The organism is Paenibacillus sp. SSG-1, from assembly GCF_002224835.1.
Lineage (GTDB): Bacteria > Bacillota > Bacilli > Paenibacillales > Paenibacillaceae > Paenibacillus_AQ > Paenibacillus_AQ favisporus.
The window spans coordinates 6,600,766-6,624,981 of sequence record NZ_MBRK01000001.1 but is presented as its reverse complement, the minus strand read 5'-3'; the positions used below and the strand labels follow the sequence as shown (position 1 = coordinate 6,624,981).

Sequence of the window (24,216 nt, the reverse complement as noted above, 5' to 3'; positions counted from 1 at the left end):
TCTCCTTATACATACTCACCGATCAGATCGGTCTCCGTATTGCGCTCCAATGCGGCAATGACCGCATCGATATGTTCATACTTGCTGAACTGCTCCGGCTGGAACACGAGCGCCCCCGTGCGGACGACGAGCTTCAGGGGGATCCCGCTCCGGTCGACGGCTTCAACATTCATCATAGCCTGCTTAATCCGGGCGGTGAGCTGCTGTAAATGCTCCTGATTCGTCATCGGATACAAGACCACAAAGCGCCCTTGGTCGATGAAAAATTTATAATCCTCGTAGCGGATCTGCTTCTGGATCGTGTGCGATAACTCGAGCAGCAGCCGGGCGTATCGCCTGGATCCGAGCGACTCTTTGACGAGCGGCAAAAATTCGATTTTAAACATCGCCATACAGAAGTCGTAACGCTGCGGATAACGCTTGGCGAGATTGGAGTGTTTGATGACGGCATCCTCCAGGGACAGCTTGTTCCCGAGGGACGTATCGAGGTCCAGCTGCGGGCTCATGTCCTTCAAATCTTCCAGCCGCTCGATCAGTCTCCGGTTGCGGATCAACCCGGAATGAATCACAGAGGCCAGAATCATGTTGGCGGGAACGAGCAGCAGCCATGAGAAAGATAAGATATCCACATGTGCATAAGTGTTCAGCCACACAAAATAACTCACAAGATAAAAGAAGACGGCCACCGCCGTGACGCCGACCGGCATAAAGAAGCCGATCAGCAGCGCAGCCAATGTCCCCAGACTGAACAGCAGCTCCGGAGTGGTATAAGCTTGATCTGCATATACCTTGATAAAAATAAGCAGCTCCTGAATCATGATGACAAACACAAGAATGAGATAGCCTGCTTCAATGCGACGTGTCGGCGTTTGGTCTTTCATCGGCATCCTTCCTTTACAGCAGCTGCAGCAGCCAGAATTGGAATCAATTTCTAATTATTACCCCATTTACAGGCGATGTCACAAAAAAATACCCCCGCAAAGCGGCGGCTTTTTACTCAGCTGCCTTCGGACTCTGCGGGGGATTGAACTTCATATTTTTTTAAGTACGTGAAAAAATCATTCCAATGAAGAGAATGCCGACCTGTTAATGATCGTCCTTCCAAATGACCCGGTCCCCATAATGACTGCCCCAGTCGTACATCATCTTCAGCACCGGCATCAGCGAGCGGCCGTATTCGGTCAGCGAATACTCCACCCGGGGAGGGACCTCCGGATATACCTTCCGCGAAATCAGCTGATCGTCTTCCAGCTCCCGAAGCTGGTTGGTCAGCATTTTTTGGGTCACATTGGGGATCAGCTTCTTCAGCTCGCCAAACCGCTTCGTCCCCTCAAGCCCCAGGTGCCACAATATAATCAACTTCCATTTGCCGCTGATCACGGCAAGGGTCAGTTCCTTCGCGCAATTGATTTCTTTTAAGTTGATACGGTCTTTGATTTCCGTTGCCACGCTGCCACCTCCTTCTTATAGGATACTACACGATTCGCTTTTTCGCTTGATGCAAAAAAGAACCATCCCTCAGTCTTCGACCTCCGGGATGGTTCCTGTTTGGATGGGTATCTTTTTCAGGTGAAGCTTTACTCCAGGTTGGCGTGTCTGCCGAACATCTGGGAGGAATCTTGACCCCGCTGCTCCATCAAGCGGAGAACGACGGCATCGTACAAAATGATCAAGGTTTGCTCAAACAGCGATCCCATCGGCTGTATGGTCTCCTTTTCTCCACTGCCCGCTGCCTGCTGTTCCTTCGGCGTACCCGGAAGACAGACCGGGAAATCGGACAACCGGCCCAGCGTGGAGTCCGGGTGAATGGTTGCGGTGACGACCGCTGCTCCGATCTCCTTGGCTTTCCTGGCCATCGTGACCAAGCTTTGCGTCTCGCCTGACCCGGAGCCGATGACAAGCAGGTCGCCCGGGCCGATTCCCGGTGTCACTGTCTCGCCGACCACATATGCGGTAATTCCGAGATGCATTAATCGCATGGCCAGCGCCCGGCCCATCAGGCCCGACCTGCCGGCTCCCGCCACAAATACATTTCCGGCTTCAAGAATCATGTCAGCCAACTGGTCCGCTTCTCCATTCGAGATGCGGGCAATCGATCGCTGCAGCTCCTTCGTAATTTCGAGGGCATAATCGGCCGTGTTCATCTTAGACCTGACTGACCAGCTGCTTCATCTGCGATGCCGCAGCCCGCTTGTCATCCTGACCGGTGATTCCCCCGCCCACAATAACCAGATCCGGGCCGGCCGCAATCACCTGAGGCAGCGTGCTCAGCTTGATCCCGCCGGCAATGGCCGTTTTGGCGCGGTTCACCACCCGTTTGATCGTCAGCAGATCTTCAAAGGAGCTGATGCCAGCAGCCTGATGATCGTACCCTGAATGCACGCAGATATAATCCACGCCCATTTGGTCAATTTCCTTGGCGCGCTGTTCAATATCCTTCACATTGATCATATCGACCATAACTTTTGTGTTTTGCTTTCTAGCTTCTTCCACGGCTCCGCGGATGGTGGAATCGTCTGAGACGCCGAGCACGGTAATAATGCTCGCCCCGGCCTCGGATGCCTTCATGACTTCGTATCCGCCGGCGTCCATGATTTTCAGGTCTGCCAGCACGCGCAGGGAAGGGAAAGCTTCCTTCAGTTCTTTCACCGCCCGAAGCCCCTCATTGATGACGATCGGCGTTCCGATTTCCACGATGTCTATATATTCAGCAACCTCGTTTACGATTTCCTTGGCTCCGGGAATATCGACAAGATCAAGTGCCAGTTGAAGTTCCATAGTGCGTTTGTCTCCTTTATGATCGATTTGGTTCGTGAACCACAACCCCATTGTAGTGGCTCTATTTCGCTTGCGTAAGTAGGCACTTTATCGTAATGAAGTTACCTCGGCGTAACTATTGGAAGTCCAAAAACACAAAAAAGGCCCCCTTTAGGGGACCTTCACGACCAAAAGTGTACGGCATCATGCTGGCCGGAGCAGGGCTTCTACTGCTCCTTTTTCCCGCCGTACCGCACGGCGTTATACCGCTCGATGAGCGTATGGACTGCTTCCGGCGCCATGCCGGTGAAGCTCTCTCCCGCCGCAAGCTCGGCGCCGTTCTCCGCAGGTGTACGGCTCGCCCGGAACGCGAATCCTTTCTTGACCGCACGGCGGATCAGGCTCTCGTAAGCCTGACGCGGGTCGCTGCCGCTGATATCCGTTTCTTTGCGGAAGCGGCGGAACCGGCGGGGCTTGGCGGCAACGCGGTCGATTCGCTCGACCTCATCCACGAAGTCCGCCGTCTCCTCGGAAATGTGCCGGATCTGGCGCAGCAGCCCGAGCCGGTAAGCGAGGCGCCGGACCCAGCTTCGGATGCGCTCCGGAAGCCAGCGCCGGAACAGCTTATACAGCAGCATCCCCAGCAAAACAAGAGCAGCCAGGCAAAGAATGCCCAGGAAGACATAGCCTATGACTTTCAGCCACATCGGGTGCTGTACCGGACCCTGATCCATTCCGGACAGATCGGGCATCATCGGATCGGCAGGTGCTTGCGGTGGCTGTTCCACAGACTGTCCGTCTCCTCCCAAGCCTTGGAGGAGAGACCGGAGGCCGTCCCGCAGGAAGAGGAAGATCGCACCAAGGCCCTTCCATCCGCTGAGCAGGGCGATAACGGCAATGACGATCCACGTCATCGAGCGGTTTGCCGTCAGAATCCGGCCGAACAGCTGACGGTCGGCCTGCTCGGCGTGCGAGGCATCCCGGACCCGCTCGCCGTTCATGCGCAGCAGGAGGGCGAACAGCGTAATCATCGCCATCACGTACAGCGACGTTCGGTGCGGATGAAGGGCGCTGACCTGGCCGGCCGTAATGTAGAGCACAAGCGAGGCGCCAAGGCCGATCAGCGGCAGCCGCTGCACCGCTGTCTTCCACCACTGCTTGCGCCCGGCGATCAGCCCGCGGATGGCAGCCGCCAGCAAGGCCACAGCGGCCAGCGCCGCGGCGAGCCGCAGCCCGAACACGGCCAGGGGCAGCAGGACCGCGGCCGCCAGCGGGATCGGCGTCCACAGGCGGCCGCCCCCGCTGCGGGACTGCTCCCGGCCGGCCAGTACGCCTGCAGCGTGAACAACCCCGGCAAGCAGCCAGATGAGCAGCGGATGGAGCGGCAGCGCATATGCCGCAAGCAGCACGGCCACAGGGTACAGCGAGGCGGACTCTAGCAGCGAGAAGTATAATGCTCCCCCGGCTCCCCGGTAACGGGCTTGCGCTTGCTGACGTATCATACCGCCGCCTCCCTCGCATCCGGCCATTCCGCAACCGATACGCGGTGACCTTTGTTCTCCAGTCCGTGGATGCTCTCCCGGACCGCTTCCGACAGATGGACCGTTATGAGCAGATAGTCGACCGTCTCTTCCGACTCGCGCTCCGCTTCAAGACGCAGCATTTCGTGGAATGACATCCGCGTCTTCATATCCACACCGGCCATCGCCTCCAGCACGTTCTCCAAATGGGCCGTGCCGTAATCCGGGTCGAGCCGGAGCATAGCCTGGCTCTCCGGATTAACCGACGCATTATGGGTGAAACCGGCGGCCATACCCTGGTGGATCAGCGAAGCGGCACAGGTGGCCGCATAGGACAGCGCATCCTCGACCATCTCCGGCCGGGTCACCACGTTCCACATCTGCTCGGACACCTCGATGTTCAGGCAGATCATGACCCGCGGATCGGCGGTATAGCCGTGCTTATGCACCTGAAGCTCGCCCGTTCTGGCGGTGGCTTTCCAGTGGATCCGGTTCATCGGATCTCCCGCGGCGTATTCCCGGATTCCGGTAATGAGGAATGGATCCTCAACGACCCAGCGCCGCACCGCGAGCTCCCCCTGCCATGTCTTCCAGGAGGAAGGCAGCCGGTCATCGCCCAGCAGCTCCGGGTAAACAACAAGCCGTTTGCTGAGCGTAATTTGCCGTGACGGGGTGTAGACCGCAAACAGGTCCCCGCCGGTCATCGTGGCCGAGTCCATCCGATAGATCCCCCGGCGGGTACACTGGATTTGATGCGTCCGGGTAATCCGTGTCCGGGGACGGAGCATAAATAAACTCGTATGATTCTGATAGATATTCCCCTCGCTGATCGAGGTTTCCCGGCTGCGCTTAAACATCAGGGACGAGGGAAGCATCGCTTCCAGGCGCAGCCAGGGCACCGGAAACATTTTGCCATTTTCGATCACCTCGACCATTTCGATCCGGTCTCCCACGTAACAGGTTTCCGTGCTGAAATGGCGCTCGTACGTCAGTCTTCGCAGCGATCCCCTGCCCAGGATCAGGCCCTGCAGCACCAACACGCCGCCGCAGGCCAGAAGCAGCCACAGCATCGCCATTATCTCACGCCGCTTTCCAGTCCCGCTTCGCTGGGAACTGCGATGTGATCCAGTACCTCAAGCAGAATGCGCCGGGCGGCCTCATGCTGCCCGCCGTAGCGCTTCTTGAGCACCAGTCTGTGAGCGCAGACCGGCTCCAGCAGATGCTTGATGTCATCGGGAAGTACGTACTCCCGTCCATTCAGCGCAGCATATGCCTGCGCCGCGCGCAGCAGCGCCTGGGTTCCGCGGGGGCTGATGCCAAGAGCCACTTCCGCATGGACGCGGGTCGCTTCGGCCAGGGATACGATGTATCCCATCAAGTCCTCGCTCACGTTCACCTGCGTGCACAGCTGCTGGGCTTCCAGCACCTCGCCGGCTGTTGCCGTGCGCTCGGCCCGCTCTGCCGTTAAGCCGGCCGGTCCCTGCGTCCGCTTCAAAATCTCCTTCCCTTCCGCTGCGGATGGGTACCCCAGCTTCATGCGGATCATAAAGCGGTCCATCTGGGCTTCGGGCAGCGGAAACGTGCCCTGGTTGTCGACCGGGTTCTGGGTGGCCAGCACCATAAACGGCCGCTCCAGCGCCATCGTCTGCCCATCAATGCTGACCTGCCGCTCCTCCATACACTCCAGCAGGCTGGACTGGGTTCTGGGCGTAGCCCGGTTAATTTCATCCGCAAGCACGATCCGCGAGAACAGCGGACCCGGGCGAAACCGAAACTCGCCGTCCTTCTGATTATAGAAATGGATGCCCGTCAAATCCGACGGCAGCAGATCGGGGGTAAACTGAATCCGTTGAAAACTGAGCGACAGGGACGCCGCCAAACTTTTGGCAAGCAGCGTTTTACCGGTCCCCGGCACATCCTCCAGCAGCACATGTCCTGACGCCAGCAAGGCCGTTAGCAGCAGCTCCACTTCTCCCTCTTTGCCGACAATGACTCTCCCGATATTCTCTTTCAGTTTCACAGCCAACTCGCGAACTTGATTCACCTGCATTGCATTCCCATCCTCTCCTGTATGACTGCCCGCGCTTTAGGCAAAGCAATCTACGGTTTATGATTAAAGCGTTTACAAGTGTCTTTGATACCCCCGGCAGACTGGACCTTTACGCCGGGAACGGTTCAGCTACAGATCTTCCGGCAGGCCGTTCTCTATGACCGGACGGTTTTGCTATATTTTATCACCGACAGAAGCATTAATCACCTATCAGGGGTAAAATCCGGCTAAATCGATTGAACTAACGTTTTGCTTGATCTTCCTGTTATAACAGCCCAATAGAGGCCTATAACATTCATTTCTTTAGTTCATTCTATATCAAACGCCCTATTTTTTGCCTCTCCAAGACAGTTGTCCCTCACAAAATCCGGCAAACATCACTAGGATGAACCATACCACAGACAAAGGATGGTTGATATGAGGAGGTATCTTAGAAGCCACGGTTGCGGTTATGCCCGCCGGCATATGGCAAGACGACTGAAGAGGCACTCTCGTTCACGGTCACAGGGCAAGCTCATCGTCAGCATCGTCCGAGGCGAAAAACGGCTGACGACCAAAGTTCCGCTCCGCAGGTTCGATAAGTTCGTGTTTGTCATTAACGATCAATTTACCAACGCCCCGAATACGACGCAGATCGCCAGCGGTGCAGGCCACAGCAGCGCGTCGGGAAGCAACGCGGCCATCGGTTCCCCGAATACGGACCAGCAGGTCAGCGTCGGGGCCGGAGGCACCGCCGATAACATCAGCATCCTCCGCGAGCCCGCTCACGCCTGCCGCGGTAAGCGGAAACGCTCGCACCGCCGGAAGAAGGAAGCCATCTTCGTTCTGAATCACCAGCGGGTTCAAATGCCGGAGGGAAGCGAGGAGGCTGCCGCCACCCAAATTGCCAGCGGCTCCGGCACACACAGCACGAGCGGCACCAACTCCACCATCGACAGCCCCTGCACCAGACAGCAGGACTCGGTCGGCGGCGGACCCGGCGCTAGCGGCATGAACAAGTTTGTGAAGAAGAAAAAACGGAATCATTATATCCGCCGGTATTATTAAGAATACAGCTCAAATCCAAGTCGTTGACGGCCGCCGCGCCAGAACGTATGATGACGCTTAGAGGTGATTGATGTGAACACGCTGCTCATTCTGGGCGGAATCATGATGTTTTTGGCCGTGGCCATCGGCGCATTCGGGGCGCACGCCCTGAAGGAAAGACTCGACGATAACCGGCAGAAAACCTATCAGACGGGAGTCCAATATCATTTGGCTCACGGACTTGGCCTGCTGTTGATGGGCCTCTATGCCCCATCCGCCGCACAAGCGGGCACCATCCAGCTCGCAGGATGGCTGCTGTTTGCGGGAATTCTGTTATTCTCGGGAAGCCTGTACGCGCTGAGCGTGACCGGCATTCGCAAGCTGGGGGCAATTACGCCGATCGGCGGAGTGGCCTTTTTGGCGGGATGGGTCGTATTCATCGTGGCTGTGGCTGGCTAACCGGTTGAGGATAGGGCTGTTTCGTATAAAATGCCCTAGGCATGACAAAAAGCCTGCAGATTTGCAGGCTTTTTCGTGTTATTCATGTTTTAAAAAGGAGGTACCCTCCTGTAAAACAGGAGGCCGGCCTCAACCGTTTACCGCGCTGGCCTGGCCCGCGCCTCTGCCGTTTTCCTTACGGATTTGCTTGCTGCGCAGCTGTCCGCAGGCGGCGTCAATATCGGTTCCATGCTCCAGCCGGACACTGACGCTGACCCGGTTCTTTTTGAGCGTGTCATAGAAAGCCAGGATCGACTCCTGCGCGCTTCTCTGATATTGGCTGTGCTCATCGACCGGATTGTACGGGATCAGGTTGACGTTGACCAGCTGTCTGCGGTCACCGATCAGCTCCGCCAATTCAGACGCGTGTTCCCTGCCGTCATTGACGTCCTTGAGCAAAATATACTCGAGCGTCACTCTGCGCTTCGTTTTGGCCAGATAGTAATCCATGGCCCTCAAGACCTCCTCAATCGGATAAGCCTTGTTAATCTTCATAATCCGGGTTCTCAGCTCATTGTTCGGCGCATGCAGCGAAATCGCCAGGTTCACCTTCAAATCGCGGTCGGCAAATTCCATGATCTTTGGAGCCAGGCCGCTGGTCGATACGGTAATATGGCGCCCGGCAATCGCCAGCCCTTTGCGGTCCTTAACCACATTGATGAAGTCGACCATGTTCTCGAAATTATCAAACGGCTCCCCGATGCCCATCACGACAATATGGCTGACGAGGTCGCCCGGCTTGTTCTGGTCCAGGAACAGCTGCACCTTCATGAGCTGCTCCACAACTTCCCCGGCGGACAGGTCCCGGCTTTTCTTCAGCAGTCCGCTCGCGCAGAAGCTGCAGCCGATGTTGCAGCCGACCTGGGTCGTCACGCAGACGGAAAGGCCGAACTTATGGCGCATCAGCACCGTCTCGATCAGGTTGCCGTCCTGCAATCGGAACAGAAACTTGACCGTCCCGTCGGCCGACTCCTGTTTCACATGCTCTTCGAGCGTCTGGATAACGTAATGCTCCGCAAGCAGCTTCACGCAGTCCGGATTGGCATCCGTCATATCGGCAAAATCGGTGACCCGTTGTACATATAGATAGTCCCACACCTGAGAGGCGCGGAATGGTTTATGTCCATATTCAAGCAGCCATGCAGACAGCTGATCGAACGTTAATCCATAGATGGATGGTTTGTTCATCGTTTTTCCTCTTTTCAAAAGCTTTAAATGCATACTCTCTCTACTTTACCAGATCCAAAAGGCAATCTGTCTATTATTGTCCCAAATTTTTTTTGTTAAAACAAGGGATGCAGCGGGAATTTAGCCACGGATGGGGGCTGCTGGCTCCGCCATTACGGCGTCCTGTTGAAAAAGAACGATGATTTAAAAATCAGTGCCCGATTTTCGGCGGCGGAGATCTGCAGGGCTGGTCTATAATAAGAATAAAGGATGATGAAAAAAAGGAGGCCGGTCATGATTACGGCTGAACATAAAATGGAGTATTATCAGGCGCTGCTCGATAAAAAGTCGGAGTACGAGGGGATTTTCTATGTCGGTGTCAAAACGACGGGAGTGTTCTGCCGCCCGACGTGCCCGGCCAGAAAGCCCAAATATGAAAACTGTGAGTTTTACGAGACCGCGCAGGAGGCGCTGCTCGCTTCTTTCCGGCCCTGTCAGCGCTGCCGCCCGCTGTCCCATCCGAATCACGTTTCGCCGGTCGTCCAGAAGCTGGTCGAAGCCGTCGAGACCTATCCGGAAAAACGGTGGAAGGAACAGGACTTTGATGAGCTCGACATCGATGCCTCAACGGCGCGGAGGCAGTTCAAAAAACGGTTTGGCATGACCTTTGTGGAGTATGCCCGCGCCCGCCGCATGGGGCTGGCATTCAAGCAGATCCGGTCCGGCCAGGCGGTGATCGACGCCCAGCTGTCGAGCGGGTATGAATCCGGAAGCGGATTCCGGGACGCCTTCTCCCGCATCATGGGGGCGGCTCCGGCGAAATCCGCAGACAGCCGCATCCTGCGCGCGGCATGGATCGATACGCGCCTCGGCCCGATGGTCGCGATCGCCGACGAGGAGGCGCTGTATCTGCTGGAGTTTGTGGACCGGCGGGGCCTCGAGCGCGAAGTGGAGCGGCTGCGCCAGCGGACGAAATCGGCGATCATCCCGGGCGTCACCGCTCCCATACGCTCCATCGAGCAGGAGCTGACGGCTTATTTTGACGGGAGTCTGTCCGTATTCACCACACCGCTGCATCTGATCGGCTCTCCGTTCCAGAAGTCGGTCTGGGCGCAGCTGGTGCAAATTCCGCCGGGCGAGACCCGTTCCTACTCCGGGCTGGCCGGGGCTCTCGGCAAACCGAAGGCTTTCCGGGCCGTGGCTCAGGCCAACGGCGCCAACCAGCTGGCCCTTGTCATCCCCTGTCACCGCGTCATCAATGCGAGCGGCGACTTGGGCGGTTACGGCGGTGGACTGACGCGTAAAAGCTGGCTGCTTCAGCACGAGAAGCAGTTTCTTTCAAACCAGCGGCAGCATTGATCCGGAGCGTTCCCTGCTTATATAAAGGCAAGCCGATCACGAAAAACAGGAGTCCCCTTGAGGTCCAACGACCGCTCGGGTACTCCTGTTTGTTTTGTCTTCGCATGCTTCGCCTATGCCTGCTGCTCCCCGCCGCTGCCCGTAAGCATAAGGCTGGCGGAAGCCGTCTCCTGGCCGTTGACCAGCAGCACGATCCGGTGCTCGCCCGGATAATGGCGGCGCGTCGTCAGATCGGCCCAGGAATGGGTTCGCGTCCCCGACAGGCGGGAGCCTCCGGGTACGGTCTTATCCGACAGCAAAAACGCTTTGCGTGATATTTTGCCGCGGGCTTTGACAAAGTCGATCCCGTATTCCACCCGGATATGGGCCGGCTGCCCGTCCCGCACGCGGATCTCGTAGTGAAGCTCTGTGCTGCCCCCGACCGCGACCTCGGACGGCTCTACCGTCAGCGAAGCGGCGGACGCCAGCGGTTCCTCCGCAGATGACTCCGCATAGCCGAACAGAGCCATCGCTTCCGCATGGGACTTCTTGATCAAGGTCCGGCAGCCGTGGCGGATAATCCAATCGGTATGCGGATGAGTACCTTTCCAGCGCCGCGCCGTCTCCAGCACCACGTCAGAATGGTCCTTCGCGATGTCGTTCAGGTTGTTGGCGACGCTCTTGCGGACATAGAGCGACGGGTCCTGCTTCAGCAGCTCCAGCACGGGCAACACCGGCGCCGGATCCTTCTTGAACATCGGCAGGGCCTGTCCCCACGGCAGCCGCGGCCGGCTGCTTTCGCTGGCCAGACGCCGGACATGTTCGTCCGGATGCTGCGCCCAAGCCGTCATCTGGCGCATCATCCGTTCCGGGTCCCGCAGCAGAAAGGGCCTGACGGCAAACTCCGCCGACGATTTGGACGTGAAGCGCTCGAGGGCCTTCATTGAAAGGTCCCAGTGCTCCGGCGCCTGCCCGAACACTTCCACGAAATCGGGAAAGAACAGGTACGGAAACCCCGCACAGTGTTCGTCGATCGCGAAGAGCACCTCCAGCGCCTCTTCATATCGGGCGGGCAAGTGATCGCCCAGCTTTTCGCTGATCCGCCGCATACGGGCTTTCAGCTCAAGTTCCTGCCATGTGTCGTCCATGACATCTTTGACAAACTTATCTGTATCAAACGCGGCGTGGGCCGTATGAACTTTCGCCCCGAACCCCCGCAAAAATTCCTCATTGTATACTGCCTTCAGCTCAGCCATCAGCAGACCTCCTCCTGAAGTTATTATAGTAAGCCGCAGCGGAGGAGGAAATCAACACTCCAAGTCGTCTTACCGGCCAAACGGATTCTTCGATTCAATCAAGCGATTCAAGTGGCGGAGTTTTACTCAATGATCAATTCGTTGAGGCCATGCTTTCGATCAGTCTGCAGCCAGCTGCTGCCGGATGTGGTCCGCTGCCTCCTCCCAATATGCCTTCATCTGCTCACGCTGCTGCATATCCGTCAGCTTTTCCTGATGGAAGCTGATCGTCGTTCCCGTCTTGGCCTCCAGCAAGCGGATCTGGACCGTGGAAGGATGGGGCCAGCCGGGCCGCTGCCAGGTCAAGCGGATTTGCTCCCCGGGTTTGACGACCCGAATCTCGCCGTGGTTTCCTTCCTTGGACGTATACGTCGTTCCCGGCTTGAATTCAAGGGCCGGAAGTTTTCCAAGCCATACCATCATACCCTCCGGGGAAGTCAGCAGCGACCACGTCGCCTCCCGTGATACCGGAAACGTTCTCCGGACGCCGACCTGAAACCCGGCAGCGGCGGTCAATCCCACGGGCTTCGCTGCATCATCCGCAGTGGGTACCGCCAGCTTGCTTGTTGATTTGCTCATTGTCACCGCTCCTCGCAATGTAAAAAATAGTTGCTTGGCCTGCCCCATTTGATTGAGCATCCCGTCCCGCCACCCGGCTCCTTCTCTCGCTCTTAAATCCGTTCGTTCATCGGAGTCAGGGCATCGACGAACAATGCGATGCTCGTCTGCAGAAACTGCTCTTGGGACACGGCTGTAATCAAATCCGCGTTGTGCAGACGGGAAATGAAGGCACCGTAATTCATCCACATAAAAGCCATAGCCTGCGCCTCGGAATCTATGGCCTTCACCTTCCCCTGCCGGTGCATTTCCTGGAAGTACGCCGTCAGCAGCTGCTGCAGCTGCCGCGGATGATCCTGGGCCCGGTCGCGCAGATCGGACAGCTCCGCGCTGCGCAGCATGACCAGCACCAGCTTCCGGTTCCGGTTCATGATGTCATGGTAGGCACGGGTTATCCGCAGCAGATCTTCACGCAAGCTCCATGTCAGCCGGGTGGAAAACAGCTCCTCCATCTCGCCCGCATAATGAAAACGGTCGATCGCCTGTTCCAGCAGCTGCAGCTTGGTGCCGAATTGGCGAAACAGCGTCATCTCGCTCACCCCCGCAGCTGCGGCAATTTCCTTCGTGGTTACTCCCTGATATCCCTTCTCGGCCATCAGGTCAATCGCGGTCAGCATCAGCCTGTCCCGGTTGGTCGTTGATTCCGTCATTGTGTCAGCATCCTTTGGAGTCGTCATCCCGGACAATGTTAGTAATCACTAACATTCCGTTGATTCATTGTAAAACCTCCACGCGCCCGTTGTCAATAACTGGGATATAACAAAAGATGACTTTTCCCATTAAAAACAATCCTATCGCCAATTCGTCCGTGCCTTGAGCCAAAGCTTCGCATTTAAAAAATCATGAAAAATACGCATTGACTTTGACACTGTGTCAACCTTTTAAGATGGGTAGGAAAGGAGATGAGAACATCCTATGAGGGAAAATAAACAAGGGAATCCGCTAGGGCAGGAATGGAAACAAACTGAGGGGCATCTTTTACCGGTGAGCGTCATCGGGCTAGGCATGATGGGGTCGGCGCTGGCCCAAGCCTTTCTGAAGGAGGGCCGCCGGACCACCGTCTGGAACCGCACGCCCGGTAGAGCCGAAACACTCGCGGCGCAAGGCGCGGTGTCTGCTCGCACGGTCGCTGAAGCCATTGCGGCCAGTGCCTTTTCTTTTGCATCACTCCCCAATAGCGTGTTACATCTACCCCAAAAATACCAATAATTGGACAGTCCAGATCATTCTCGGCCCCATTTCCTCAAATCGGGAGGGATTTATATTTTTAGGTTTTGTTATGTATTGTGGACAGGCCTGTCTCTGGCCTTGTGCGCTTTCGGCCTGCTTGCCTTCTGGCCATGGTACAGTCCGGAGCAAGAGTTTCCCTTGTTTCAGGATATCGTCACGGTCATGTTGTTCCTGAACTCTGTTTCGATTTTGTGCTACTCGCTGCTTCTGCAAGCCGTTTCCAGGTTAGTTGCAGCATATTGGAAGCCGCGGCCTGGGGTCCTGCCTCTTATATGGTATGTTCTGGTGTCCTGCCTATTGCTGTTCTATCTGAATCATAAAAGCATATCGGCCCGGCCGCCGCTGATTCTGCTTCTCTCGGTACCCGGCCTGCTGCACTATTGGATTTCCACCATGCTCCGTATTTTGGCATCCGTCCCGAAAACCCACATCGATCCCCGGGACGAGGATCACAAATTCCTTTGACCGTACTCTCCAAACCCTGACATATTGTTGTCAGCGTTGATGGCTATACTGAGGATATAAGAACGTATAGACCATGAACCTTAAGGAGGCGCTGCCGTCGTGACCGAGCCGATGCCGAAGCCAACCGATACATCCCTTTTTACGAAAAATGTTCCCCAAGTGCTCAGCCGCCGGGTCTTGAACCGGGCCCTGCTCGAACGGCAGCTCCTGCTGCGCCGGGCAGAGATGCCGGTGCTTGACGCACTGCGGCATCTGGCCGGCATGCAGGCCCAAGCTCCGATTCCGCCGTATTACGGCCTGTGGGCCCGGCTGGATGGCTTCCGGCACGAGGAGCTGTCCCGGCTGATCGAGACGCGTCAGGCCGTGCGCATCGTGATGATGCGGTCGACGATCCACCTCGTGACAGCCGAGGACGCCCTGGCGCTGCGCCCGGTCCTTCAGCCCGCGTTGGACCGCGGCCTGAAGGGAGGCTACGGCAAGGAGCTGGCCGGCCTGGATACCGGCGCGGTCGCCGCAGCCGGCCGTGCCCTCGTGGAGGAGGCGCCGCTGGCCTATGGCGAGCTCGGCGCCCGCCTGCAGGAGCGCTGGCCGGACCGCAGCCCGGCCGCGCTCGCCAACACGGTGCGCACGCTCGTGCCGCTCGTGCAGGTGCCCCCAAGGGGCCTGTGGGGCGCCAGCGGCCAGGCCCTGCACACCACCGCGGAAGCGTGGCTGGGCAGCCCGCCCGCAGAAGCTTCCAGCTCCGGACTCGAGGAGCTGGTCCTGCGTTACCTGGCCGCCTTCGGGCCGGCCTCGGTCAAGGACATCCAGGTCTGGTCCGGGCTGACCCGGCTGAGCGACGTCATCCGCCGGCTCGGGCCAAGTCTGCGGACCTTCCTGGATGAAAAGGGCGTCCTGCTGTACGACCTGGCGGACGCCCCCCTGCCGGCGGAGGATACACCCGCACCTCCGCGCCTCCTCGGCGAATTCGACAACATGCTTCTCTCCTTCGCCGACCGCTCCCGGATTATGGATGAGAGCTACCGCCGCCGCATCTTTACGGTGAACGGCATCATCCGGGCAGCGGTGCTCGTCGACGGCTTCGTTTGCGGCATGTGGAGCCTGGAGCGGAACAAGCAATCTGCCGAGCTTGTGATCAAGCTGTTTGAGCCTATCTCGGACACCGATCAGGAGGCATTGGCCGACGAGGGCCGCCGCCTGCTGGATTTCGCCGCAGCGGATTGCCCGAACCGGGAAGTTCACTTCAACCTTTCCGAGCTCTAACACCGAAGCCTAGCTAGTGGTTGCTGTAGTGTGTCTTCTTTGAACAAAGGGGAGCACGACGCCCCTTAATGAACGAATTGATTCACCACGTGGACACCGCCCCGCAGCTTTCCCGTTCGCATCCGAGTATTCCCACGTCTCCCATATTCCAGCCCGAATGGCCTGCCCATCCCGGGCTTTTTCGCATGTTAGCAAGAACGGTCAAAACGCACCCTCTCCCATCTGCTATGCTGATATCAAAGGAGGGGCACGCAGGTGTATTCAAATCGGATTCAACACAGCATCCGGTTCATGGAGGAACAGCTTCACGAGCCGCTGACACTTGAGCAGATCGCGGCGGAGGCCGGATTCTCGCCGTTCCATTTTCACCGTTTGTTTCGCAGGGAGACCGGGCTGAGCATCGCGGAATATTTGCGAAGCCGCCGGCTGTGTCTCGCCTCGCGGATGCTCCTGTACTCGGAGGAGCCGATCATCGGCATTTCGCTGCAGTGCCATTTTGAGAGCCAGGAGGCGTTTACCCGCGCCTTTAAAAAAATGTACGGCATGCCGCCAGGGCGATACCGGAAGATGTTCAGTCTTCATACCCAGGCCCATGCCGCTCAAGGAGGAGAAATGAACATGATTGAGGAATCGATGATAAAAGGCTGGATGCTGAGCGGCAGCCACCCGCATCAGTATGAAATCGGCCTGGACCGTCACAACGTCCATCAAGGGAACGCCTCGGGTTATGTGAAAGCCGTCACCCCGGAAGGCCCCAACGTGTTCGCCACGATGATGCAGCAATTTAAAGCCGATCGGTACCTGAAACGCAGAATGCGCTTCTCCGGCTTCGTCCGGACGGAAGGGGTTACCGAGTTCTGCGGATTGTGGATGCGGGTCGATAATCAAGCCGAGGACGTGCTTCGGTTTGACAATATGAACAACCGCCGGATTGTGGGCGACACGCATTGGAACCATTACGCCATCGTGCTTGATGTCCCGGACAATGCCGCGACGATTTCGCTCGGCGTGCTGCTGATGGGACCGGGGCAGGTGTGGGTGGACAGCTTCCGGTTTGATGAAGTCGACGAGAGCGTACCCACCACGAATTTGGAGATCGTCTACGAGCTCCGGGACGAGCCGTCTAACCTGACATTTGAAGAGTGACATCTAATATACAGTAAGGGAGGGCCCTCAGGCCCTCCCTTACATATTTCCGTCCGCTTCGGAGGTGGTATCCTCCTTGGCGGCATTCGCCTTGAATTCCATATGCTCAAAACCCCAGCTGCACATATCGTGGAGCACAGATCTCAGCGACTCCCCATGTTCCGTCAAAGAGTATTCTACCTTGGGAGGAACCTCCTGATATACCTTCCGGTGGATCAATCCATCCTGCTCAAGCTCACGCAATTGGTTGGTCAGCATGCCCTGTGTAATATGGGGAAGTTGTCTGCGCAGCTCCCCGAACCGTTTCGTCCCCTGGTGCAGCAGTAAAAACAAAATGAGCGGCTTCCACTTGCCTCCGATCGCCTGCAGCGTCATGATGATTCCTCCCGTGTTTCCCGTCCCGTGGTCCTTACTCATCTCGTTAGCCCTCCCCTTTCCCACCGAAGCGGCAGCGCTGTCTTTGCTGCCATTGTACCAGAGTACACGGAATGGTGACAGTACTCTTTTGAATCGTACATAGTATGATTTTTCGTACTACTCGGCAATACGCTGTCCTGATCCAGAGTACGGTTTGCAAGACTTAGTCTGTTAAAACTGCGTACTTTTCAAGAGTATTGGCCCTGAACCATACTGGGGGTGCAACATTCATAACGCATACCGCCCGAAAGGATGATTTTGAAATGAAAACCATGGTCATCGTATCCCACCCTGATCTGAGCCAATCCAAAGCCAATCGTGCGCTTCTTGAAGCGCTGCCGAAGCATACCGATATCCACGTCCGCGATCTGTATCAAGAATATCCGGATTGGCAGATCGATGCGGACCGTGAGAAGCAGCTGCTGCTTGCTTACGACCGGATTGTTCTCCAGTTCCCTTTTTATTGGTACAGCTCACCACCACTTCTCAAAAAATGGTTTGACGATGTACTGACTCCCGGCTGGGCTTACGGCCCCGGAGGCGAGCATTTAAAGGGCAAAGAATTCATCGTCGTCACTACCGCTGGCGGCACAGATAAGTCATTTCAGGCCGGAGGAGACAACTGGTTCACGATCAGCGAGCTGTTAAAACCGATCCACCTTACGATTGCCCACTGCCACGGCACCTTCCTTCCCCCGTTCGTGGTGTACAATGCCAACCGGGCCAGTCAGGAGCAATTGAAGGCAGAAGGCATCCGGTACGCCGAATATATCCAGACGCCTTCGCCTGTGCTGGTTCACTAAACCGTCTCCTGATCGCTCAAAGGGAAAATAAAAACGGGCAAGGCCTCTCGGCCTGCCCGCTGTATTTCTCCCGGAATCAACCCGGATTCTTCTGCATTTTACGCATGGTCAGCATGTTAGTTCAAGACATCCTTCATAAACCGTTCCAGTTGAGACACATCGGTAATATTCTGGTTGCACTTGGCGCTGTCGATGCACATATAATTTCCGACCCGACCGAAATGGTCCAGTGCCGATCCTTTCGCTTTCGTCTGCGCGGTCACGAAGGCCACCTCTTCATGCTTGTTGCAGAGACAGCAGACCCCCTTCTTGTTCGTCGGGGTGAACCGGCCCTCGATGCCTGTCATTTTCCCGTCCAGGTTGTAGACGATGAACAGTTTATTCGTTGAAATGTCGGTCCAGCCAATATAGGTCAGGAAGCGGAAATCGAGCTCGGCCAGCGGTGGAAGCTTCAGCTTTTTAATTTTGGGATAAAGCTTCTTCAGCTGCTGTTCCGTTACCTGCGGAAAGGCCGTAACGTATTGCTCCAGCTCGCTCAAATAAGCCTGGAATTCTTCGGCACGGTTTAGCGTCGGAATCCGGTCGAAGAACCGCTTCTGCTCCTCCGTCGCAGCAGGAAACATCTCTATGACCCGGGTCCAAGTCGTGTGCCGGATCGCGGATATGACTTTCTGGTCGGCTGTGGTCTTGATGTTATATTCGAGGCGCCCCACCAGGCGCTTGATCAAATTATACTCGTGGTTTTCCATAAATGGCGTTAGCATGTGTTTTCCTCCTCATTTCACCAAAAAACGGAGTACCTCAAATAAGGCACTCCGCCGGTATCGAAAAAAATACGATGCGAGAAGTTCCTTGTATTAGGTCAAAAGGGCATACGTATCCCGTGAACGAACTCACGAAATTTTTGCACTTTTGCCGGCTACAAGCAAACAACTGCCACTTATGGATTCCCCTTTCGAACTTCTGCACATACATCGACATTATAAATTCTCATGTCAGCCTTGTAAAGATATCTCCGGGTAAAGGATTCTTAACCGCCTGCGGCGGGTTGAAGAGCTAAGATATCCCGGGCAAGTGTCCAATTGACAACTGCAGGAAGCCTCGCTTATACTGTGTGGCGTAACGATAACTTGAATGAGGTGGAAAGGTAATGGAAATTTTGTCTACTGTTCTTAGAAGAGATTTGGCTTGATACGGGAGAAGTCTGCCCTTTTTTAGCCATCTCGAGAACAGTCGATATGATTTCCACATCTTTTCCAGCTTTGGTATGTAAGCGGGTAGGGTGTGTTCACCTTACCCGCTTTCTGTATATTAAAGCGGGACTGTAAGATACCTAATCGCCAGGTACAGACCCCTAGGGCCGGAGTATCTTGCAGTATTTACAACCGAATCTTCACGTCATTTCGCTGTCCTCCTGATGGCTTCATTTATTCGCAATTAATGAAACCTAAGGAGAGAAAACCATGAGCATATTAAATGTCACGAATCTTACGCATATGTACGGTGATCAAGTTACTTTTCGCCATATTGAGTTCCGCCTGCTGCCGGGCGAGCATGCCGGACTGGTGGGCATGAACGGCGCCGGCAAGTCGACACTGTTCCGCCTGCTGACCGGAAGCCTGCTGCCGGAGGAAGGGCGGATCGAGTGGTCGCCGCGCGCCCGGGTCGGCTTCCTGGAGCAGCACATCTCGCTGCAGGAAGGAATGACGGTCCTGCGGTATTTGGAGCGGGCTTTTCAGCACTTATTTGACATGGAACGCGAAATGAATGAAATCGCGGGCCGATTCGGTGAGGCGGGAGACGGGCTTGACGCGATGCTCAGGCGCTACGGCGAGCTGCAGGATGGGCTGGAGCAGGCCGGCTTTTATGCCATTTCCGCCAAAATTGAGGACGTGGCCCGTGGGCTGGGTCTGGCCGAGATCGGCCTGGACACCGACGTTAGCCGCTTAAGCGGCGGCCAGAAGACGAAGCTGCTGCTCGCCAAGCTGCTGCTGGAGGAGCCCGATGTGCTGCTGCTCGACGAACCGACCAACTACCTGGACGCCGTGCATATCGAGTGGCTGACCGGCTACTTGAAAAAGTACCCGCACGCCTTTATCGTTGTGTCGCATGACGAGCATTTCCTGAACGAAATCACGAACGTGATTTTTCATCTGGCCCATCAGACCTTGAAACGCTACACGGGCAGCTATGCCGCGTTCCAGAAGCAGTATGCACTCGGCCAGAAGCAGCAGCAGGCAGCCTATGAGCGGCAGACCCGGGAGATCGAACGGCTGGAATCCTTTATTAATATCAACCGGGTCCGCAAGGCGAAGCAGGCCAAGAGCCGCGAGAAAATGCTGAGCCGGATCGAGCGGGTCGAGAAGCCGGGTGACGGCCCGGCGCCCCGCTTTGAGTTCCGGGCGGAAGGAAACCTCAGCGGCTCGGTGCTAATCGAGGCCAAACGGCTTCAGGCGGGATACGCGGTGCCGCTGTTCCGGCCGCTTGACCTTACCGTCAAGGGCGGCGACAAAATCGCCATCATCGGGGAGAACGGCGCCGGCAAGTCCACGCTGCTGAAGACTCTGCTCGGCAGCATCAACGCACTGGGCGGCGCCGTAACCGTTCAGAACACGGTCCGGACCGCTTATTACCAGCAGGAAGACACCCCGTCTTCGGACACGCCGCTGCAGTATGTCTGGTCCTTGCGTCCGGATTTGACGGAGAAGGAGATCCGCCGCACGCTGGCCATGGCCGGCCTGAGCGCCGAGCATATCCGCAAGCCACTGCGGACGCTGAGCGGAGGAGAGCAGGCTAAGGCCCGGCTCGCCGAGCTGATGCTTACCCGGAGCAATCTGCTCGTGCTGGATGAGCCGACGAACCATCTGGACGTCCGCGCGAAGGAGTCTCTGCAGAGGGCACTGGCCGCCTACCCCGGCACCGTGCTGCTGGTGTCCCACGAACCCGCCTTCTATGAAGACTGGGTCACGGACATCTGGCGGGTGCAGGATTGGAAGTAAGACCAAGAGGCAGGGCGCTCAAGGCTAAATCACAGATGCAGTATGGTTTCGCATCTATTGATCTTCAAGGAAGAAGCTGCCGCACCGGAAGAACCCGGTCGGCAGCTTCTTTTGTGTAACGGGTAAAGCAGCTATTTTTTCAAATGGTACGGCACCGTGGTGACGATGATATTTTTCCGGTAGAGCAAAAAGGCACGGATCAGCAGACTCGACTGGTTATGCAAAATGTTGTGCCAGCTCTTCTTAGGGATAAACTGCGGGATAAGCACCGTCACCCGGTAGTGCGACTCTGAAGCTTTATACTCCACGGTATCTACGAATTTCGTCAGCGGCTGGATAATACTGCGGTAAGGCGACAACAGCGTCACCAGCCGAATGTCGGGCTGCCACTGCTTCCACTTCTCCTCCATCTTCCGCTCCGATTCCCGGTCATAGGCTACGTAGACAGCGATGATCTGGTCGGGTGACAACGACTTGGCGTAATTGATCGAGTTCTCCACCACATGGGTAATCCCGGCGACGGGTACGATCATCACATTGCCTTCGACGGGAAGGGCCGGCTCGCAGGTCGTAATCCGCAGCTGATCCCCGACGGCCTCGTAGTGCCTTTTGACCGCATGAAATATATAAACGATCAGCGGCAGGAAAATGAGCACAGGCCACACTTGGCCAAACTTGGTAATAAAAAATATCATCATGACCGTGAAGCTGATCAGCGCCCCCACAAAGTTGATGATCAGCTTGCCCAGCCAGCCTTTCGGCTTTTCACGAATCCATTTGACCAGCATCCCCGTCTGTGCCAGCGTAAACGGAATAAATACCCCCACCGCATATAGCGGGATTAAATGCTCCGTGCGTCCTTTGAAGGCGATGATCAGAATGATCGATGCCGTGGCCAGAAACATAATGCCGTTGGAATACCCGAGGCGGTCTCCGCGAACGGTAAACATCCGGGCGATGTATTTATCCTTGGCCAGGTTGACGGCGAGCAGCGGAAAGGCGGAATAGCCGGTATTAGCCGCAAGGACGAGAATAAGGGCGGTTGTCGCCTGGATAAAATAATACAGGAAGCTCCTCCCAAAGGTGGTGGAGGCGATTTGGGATACGACCGTTTCTTTATCATTCGGTACGATCCCGTAATAGTAAGCGAGAAAGACGATGCCGGCGAACAGGATTGCCAGCAGCGTGCCCATCGCCATCAAGGTTTTGGAGGCATTATTCGGCGCCGGGTCGCGAAAGTTCGGAATGGCATTGGAGATGGCCTCCACCCCGGTGAGCGCCGAGCTTCCTGAGGCAAAAGCCCGCAGCAGCAGAAACAGGGAGATCCCGGCCACCGGCGTGCCTATTGGAGCGTGCAGGGTTGGGGGCACCTGTCCGGTTGCGATTTTGTACAAGCCCACCCCGATTAGAATAAACAGCGCCAGCACGAACAGGTAAACCGGATACGCCAGAATGGAAGCCGATTCGGTAATCCCGCGCAGGTTCAGAATGGTAATCAGAACGACCAGCGCACAGGCGATGACCACATTATACGGGTGAAGGCCGGGAAACGCCGACGTAATGGCATCCGTCCCGGACGACACGCTGACCGCCACCGTCAAAATATAATCGACCAGCAGCGAGCCGCCGGCAATCAGTCCGGGATTGATCCCCAGGTTCTTTTTGGAAACGACATACGCTCCACCGCCGTGGGGATAAGCAAAGATGATCTGCCTATACGATAAAATGAGGGCCAGCAGCAAAATCAGAATGCCGATACCGATCGGGATCGTGTACCAGAAGGCTACCGCACTGACCGTTACCAGCACGAGCAAAATTTGCTCGGGACCATAGGCAACAGAGGACAGCGCATCGGAGGACAGGATGGCCAGCGCCTTGGTTTTATTCAGTTTTTGCTCACCCAATTGGCCGGACTTCAGCGGGCGGCCGATCAGAAATCTTTTGACGGCTGACAACATGAATAACACCTCGATCTCTGTCGATAGTATGGTTTCCTTAGGGTATCCCTTTCCCAGCCAAACGACTCCGGGTATATCTAGGAATCCCCTCCCCAAACATTTAAACCGCTGCAGGGCATGAAACAACAAAAAAGCCTTCCGATTTAGGAAGGCCTTGTGTGAATGGATCGAGATGGCAGGAATTATCGAAGCTCGGCTACACCAAAAAGATCGCCACGGCCGTGGTCACCGCCAGCCCGATCAGCACGGGCTTCAAGTTCCGTCTCGCCAGCTCGAACGGGCTGACGCCGCAAATGGCCGCGGCGGGAATCAGCGCCCAGGGAATCAGCGTACCGCCGCCGACCCAGATCGCCGCCACCTGGCCGAGGGCCGTCAGCGTGGCTGCATCGGCATGCGTGGCGGCCGCGAACAGCTGGGCGATCGAGCCGGCGAGCGAAATGCCGGAGAAACCGGAGCCGTCGAGTCCGGTGATGGCCCCGGTAATCGTCAGCGTGACGGCGCCCACCGCTCCGTTCAGCGGCACCACATGCGCCAGCGCGGCGCCCAGATCGTTGACGATGCCGTTCGAGGATTCCGGCAGCACCTTGCCGAAGAGGTCGGTAAACGCCGCATCGCCGAGGTAGAAAAAGGCGGCGATCGGAATGACCGGACCGAATACTTTAAACCCGAAGGTGAAGCCGTCGATCAGGTAAGAGGTGACCTTCTCGAGACCTTGGCTCCGGTGCGAAAGCAGCGTTACCGCGATCAGAATCAGTACGGCCGTGCCGCCTACGAGCGCTGTGGCGTCTCCGCCCTGCAGCTTCAGCACAAACATGGCGGCTACGTCGATCAGGAACAACACCGGGATGATGACGGCCAGCCACACCCTAACGCGTGGAGTAAGCGGCGCTGCCGATTCTTCCGCTCCCCCGCCTTCGCCTGTAAGGGCACCCGCCCCTCCGGACCCGGTGACGAGACCATCCCGCCATGTGCCGTTCTTCATGTCCCTTCGCATCATCCAGAAGGCCGTCACGGTTGTCACCAGGCCCATCACGATGACGAGCGGAACGCTCGCTTCCATGACCTGCGATACGTGAAGTCCCGCCGCGTCGGCGGTCAGCTTGGGCGCGCCCTGAATAATATAGTCCCCGGAGAGCGCGATGCCGTGCCCGAACAGGTTCATCGCGATGGCCGCGCCCAGGGCGGGCAGACCAACGCGGGCCGCGACCGGAAGCAGCACCGCCCCGATCAGCGCGACCGCCGGCGACGGCCAGAAAAACAAGGACGTGACCAGCATGATGAGTCCGATTCCCCAGAAGGCGACCGCCGGCGTCCGGATGAACCGCGTCAGCGGTGCAACCATCGTCTCGTTAATGCCGGTGCGGATCAACACCCGGCTCATCGCCACGATAATCGAAATGATCATGATGGTGCCCATCAGCTCTTTGGTCGCATAAATAAAAGAATTAAAGATGCCCGACACCGAGCCGCTCAGCGTCTCGGTCGCCAGCCATCCGAGCACGAAGATGCCTGCCACACAGATCATCGTCGTGTCCCGCCGCTTGATCAGCAGCGCCATAATGAACACGATAAACGCCAAGTACACATAGTGTAAGGCCGTTAAATGAATGACCATACCGGTCACACCCTTCCCCTGCTGCAATTGTGCTATATGCTATGCGGGGGC

The 24,216-nt window shown here is 56.8% G+C and carries 24 protein-coding genes; 9 read left to right on the top strand and 15 right to left on the bottom strand.

All coding sequences use genetic code 11. The annotated features are described in order from the left end of the window. Positions 1-5: 5 nt before the first annotated feature. From BCV73_RS30225 to BCV73_RS30195, 7 genes are all read right to left on the bottom strand, one after another. A complete protein-coding gene (locus BCV73_RS30225; protein WP_089549590.1) occupies positions 6-881 on the bottom strand; it encodes a diguanylate cyclase domain-containing protein in 876 nt (291 codons plus the stop codon). Between the two features lie 205 nt (positions 882-1,086). After that, positions 1,087-1,449: a winged helix-turn-helix transcriptional regulator gene (locus BCV73_RS30220; protein ID WP_076172132.1), complete on the bottom strand. Its 363-nt coding sequence runs from the start codon at positions 1,447-1,449 to the stop codon at positions 1,087-1,089. A gap of 128 nt (positions 1,450-1,577) precedes the next feature. Next, on the bottom strand, positions 1,578-2,144 hold the full coding sequence (gene hxlB / locus BCV73_RS30215; RefSeq protein WP_089549589.1) for a 6-phospho-3-hexuloisomerase: 567 nt from the start codon (positions 2,142-2,144) through the stop codon (positions 1,578-1,580). Between the two features lies 1 nt (position 2,145). Further along, positions 2,146-2,778 (bottom strand): 3-hexulose-6-phosphate synthase, encoded by a 633-nt coding sequence (gene hxlA / locus BCV73_RS30210; protein ID WP_089549588.1) that lies wholly within the window; start codon positions 2,776-2,778, stop codon positions 2,146-2,148. A gap of 206 nt (positions 2,779-2,984) precedes the next feature. After that, positions 2,985-4,259 (bottom strand): DUF4129 domain-containing protein, encoded by a 1,275-nt coding sequence (locus BCV73_RS30205; RefSeq protein WP_089549587.1) that lies wholly within the window; start codon positions 4,257-4,259, stop codon positions 2,985-2,987. Continuing rightward, the gene (locus tag BCV73_RS30200; RefSeq protein ID WP_256993046.1) at positions 4,256-5,347 is read right to left on the bottom strand and encodes a DUF58 domain-containing protein; all 1,092 of its coding nucleotides are present in this window, start codon (positions 5,345-5,347) and stop codon (positions 4,256-4,258) included. The genes BCV73_RS30205 and BCV73_RS30200 overlap by 4 nt, the downstream gene beginning before the upstream one ends. 5 nt (positions 5,348-5,352) lie before the next feature. Next, positions 5,353-6,327 (bottom strand): AAA family ATPase, encoded by a 975-nt coding sequence (locus tag BCV73_RS30195; RefSeq protein WP_089549585.1) that lies wholly within the window; start codon positions 6,325-6,327, stop codon positions 5,353-5,355. A 465-nt stretch (positions 6,328-6,792) separates the two neighbouring features. On the opposite strand from BCV73_RS30195, the gene BCV73_RS30190 reads away from it, so the two are divergent. Both BCV73_RS30190 and BCV73_RS30185 read left to right on the top strand, forming a co-directional pair. Next, positions 6,793-7,374, top strand: a complete 582-nt coding sequence (locus BCV73_RS30190; RefSeq protein WP_089550467.1) for a hypothetical protein — start codon at positions 6,793-6,795, stop codon at positions 7,372-7,374. A 72-nt stretch (positions 7,375-7,446) separates the two neighbouring features. Continuing rightward, complete coding sequence (locus tag BCV73_RS30185; RefSeq protein WP_076172146.1) at positions 7,447-7,812, top strand: DUF423 domain-containing protein; 366 nt, start codon at positions 7,447-7,449, stop codon at positions 7,810-7,812. A 129-nt stretch (positions 7,813-7,941) separates the two neighbouring features. Here BCV73_RS30185 and rlmN read toward each other — a convergent pair whose 3' ends face one another. Next, positions 7,942-9,039, bottom strand: a complete 1,098-nt coding sequence (gene rlmN / locus BCV73_RS30180; RefSeq protein ID WP_089549584.1) for a dual-specificity RNA methyltransferase RlmN — start codon at positions 9,037-9,039, stop codon at positions 7,942-7,944. Between the two features lie 273 nt (positions 9,040-9,312). Between rlmN and BCV73_RS30175 the strand changes: the two genes are divergently transcribed. Beyond that, complete coding sequence (locus tag BCV73_RS30175; RefSeq protein WP_076172150.1) at positions 9,313-10,377, top strand: bifunctional transcriptional activator/DNA repair enzyme AdaA; 1,065 nt, start codon at positions 9,313-9,315, stop codon at positions 10,375-10,377. Between the two features lie 113 nt (positions 10,378-10,490). Here BCV73_RS30175 and BCV73_RS30170 read toward each other — a convergent pair whose 3' ends face one another. The 3 genes from BCV73_RS30170 to BCV73_RS30160 form a co-directional block, all read right to left on the bottom strand. Beyond that, positions 10,491-11,612 carry a DNA alkylation repair protein gene (locus BCV73_RS30170; RefSeq protein WP_089549583.1) on the bottom strand — a complete coding sequence of 374 codons (1,122 nt, stop codon included), beginning with the start codon at positions 11,610-11,612 and terminating at the stop codon, positions 10,491-10,493. 159 nt (positions 11,613-11,771) lie between these two features. Continuing rightward, complete coding sequence (locus BCV73_RS30165; RefSeq protein WP_089549582.1) at positions 11,772-12,230, bottom strand: SRPBCC family protein; 459 nt, start codon at positions 12,228-12,230, stop codon at positions 11,772-11,774. Between the two features lie 92 nt (positions 12,231-12,322). Next, positions 12,323-12,919 carry a TetR/AcrR family transcriptional regulator gene (locus BCV73_RS30160; RefSeq protein WP_244169306.1) on the bottom strand — a complete coding sequence of 199 codons (597 nt, stop codon included), beginning with the start codon at positions 12,917-12,919 and terminating at the stop codon, positions 12,323-12,325. 265 nt (positions 12,920-13,184) lie between these two features. On the opposite strand from BCV73_RS30160, the gene BCV73_RS30155 reads away from it, so the two are divergent. The 4 genes from BCV73_RS30155 to BCV73_RS30140 all read left to right on the top strand — a co-directional run bounded on the left by BCV73_RS30155 (position 13,185) and on the right by BCV73_RS30140 (position 16,373). Further along, complete coding sequence (locus tag BCV73_RS30155) at positions 13,185-13,478, top strand: NAD(P)-binding domain-containing protein (RefSeq protein WP_089549581.1); 294 nt, start codon at positions 13,185-13,187, stop codon at positions 13,476-13,478. 75 nt (positions 13,479-13,553) lie between these two features. Continuing rightward, on the top strand, positions 13,554-13,964 hold the full coding sequence (locus BCV73_RS30150; RefSeq protein WP_089549580.1) for a hypothetical protein: 411 nt from the start codon (positions 13,554-13,556) through the stop codon (positions 13,962-13,964). 99 nt (positions 13,965-14,063) lie between these two features. After that, complete coding sequence (locus tag BCV73_RS30145) at positions 14,064-15,227, top strand: winged helix DNA-binding domain-containing protein (RefSeq protein ID WP_256993045.1); 1,164 nt, start codon at positions 14,064-14,066, stop codon at positions 15,225-15,227. A gap of 291 nt (positions 15,228-15,518) precedes the next feature. Further along, entirely contained in the window at positions 15,519-16,373 is an 855-nt protein-coding gene (locus tag BCV73_RS30140; RefSeq protein ID WP_089550465.1) for a helix-turn-helix transcriptional regulator, read from the top strand. A gap of 39 nt (positions 16,374-16,412) precedes the next feature. On the opposite strand, the gene BCV73_RS30135 is transcribed toward BCV73_RS30140, so the two are convergent. Continuing rightward, positions 16,413-16,790, bottom strand: a complete 378-nt coding sequence (locus BCV73_RS30135; protein ID WP_089549579.1) for a winged helix-turn-helix transcriptional regulator — start codon at positions 16,788-16,790, stop codon at positions 16,413-16,415. 263 nt (positions 16,791-17,053) lie between these two features. Between BCV73_RS30135 and BCV73_RS30130 the strand changes: the two genes are divergently transcribed. After that, on the top strand, positions 17,054-17,593 hold the full coding sequence (locus BCV73_RS30130) for an NAD(P)H-dependent oxidoreductase (RefSeq protein ID WP_089549578.1): 540 nt from the start codon (positions 17,054-17,056) through the stop codon (positions 17,591-17,593). A 116-nt stretch (positions 17,594-17,709) separates the two neighbouring features. Here BCV73_RS30130 and BCV73_RS30125 read toward each other — a convergent pair whose 3' ends face one another. Then, entirely contained in the window at positions 17,710-18,357 is a 648-nt protein-coding gene (locus BCV73_RS30125; RefSeq protein WP_089549577.1) for a FusB/FusC family EF-G-binding protein, read from the bottom strand. 699 nt (positions 18,358-19,056) lie between these two features. Here BCV73_RS30125 and BCV73_RS30120 point away from each other — a divergent pair. Then, positions 19,057-20,592, top strand: coding sequence for an ABC-F family ATP-binding cassette domain-containing protein (locus BCV73_RS30120; RefSeq protein WP_089549576.1), 1,536 nt, complete (start codon positions 19,057-19,059; stop codon positions 20,590-20,592). 131 nt (positions 20,593-20,723) lie between these two features. On the opposite strand, the gene BCV73_RS30115 is transcribed toward BCV73_RS30120, so the two are convergent. Both BCV73_RS30115 and BCV73_RS30110 read right to left on the bottom strand, forming a co-directional pair. After that, positions 20,724-22,550: an APC family permease gene (locus tag BCV73_RS30115; RefSeq protein ID WP_089549575.1), complete on the bottom strand. Its 1,827-nt coding sequence runs from the start codon at positions 22,548-22,550 to the stop codon at positions 20,724-20,726. 196 nt (positions 22,551-22,746) lie between these two features. Next, positions 22,747-24,165, bottom strand: a complete 1,419-nt coding sequence (locus BCV73_RS30110; protein ID WP_089549574.1) for a hypothetical protein — start codon at positions 24,163-24,165, stop codon at positions 22,747-22,749. Between the last annotated feature and the right edge of the window lie 51 nt (positions 24,166-24,216).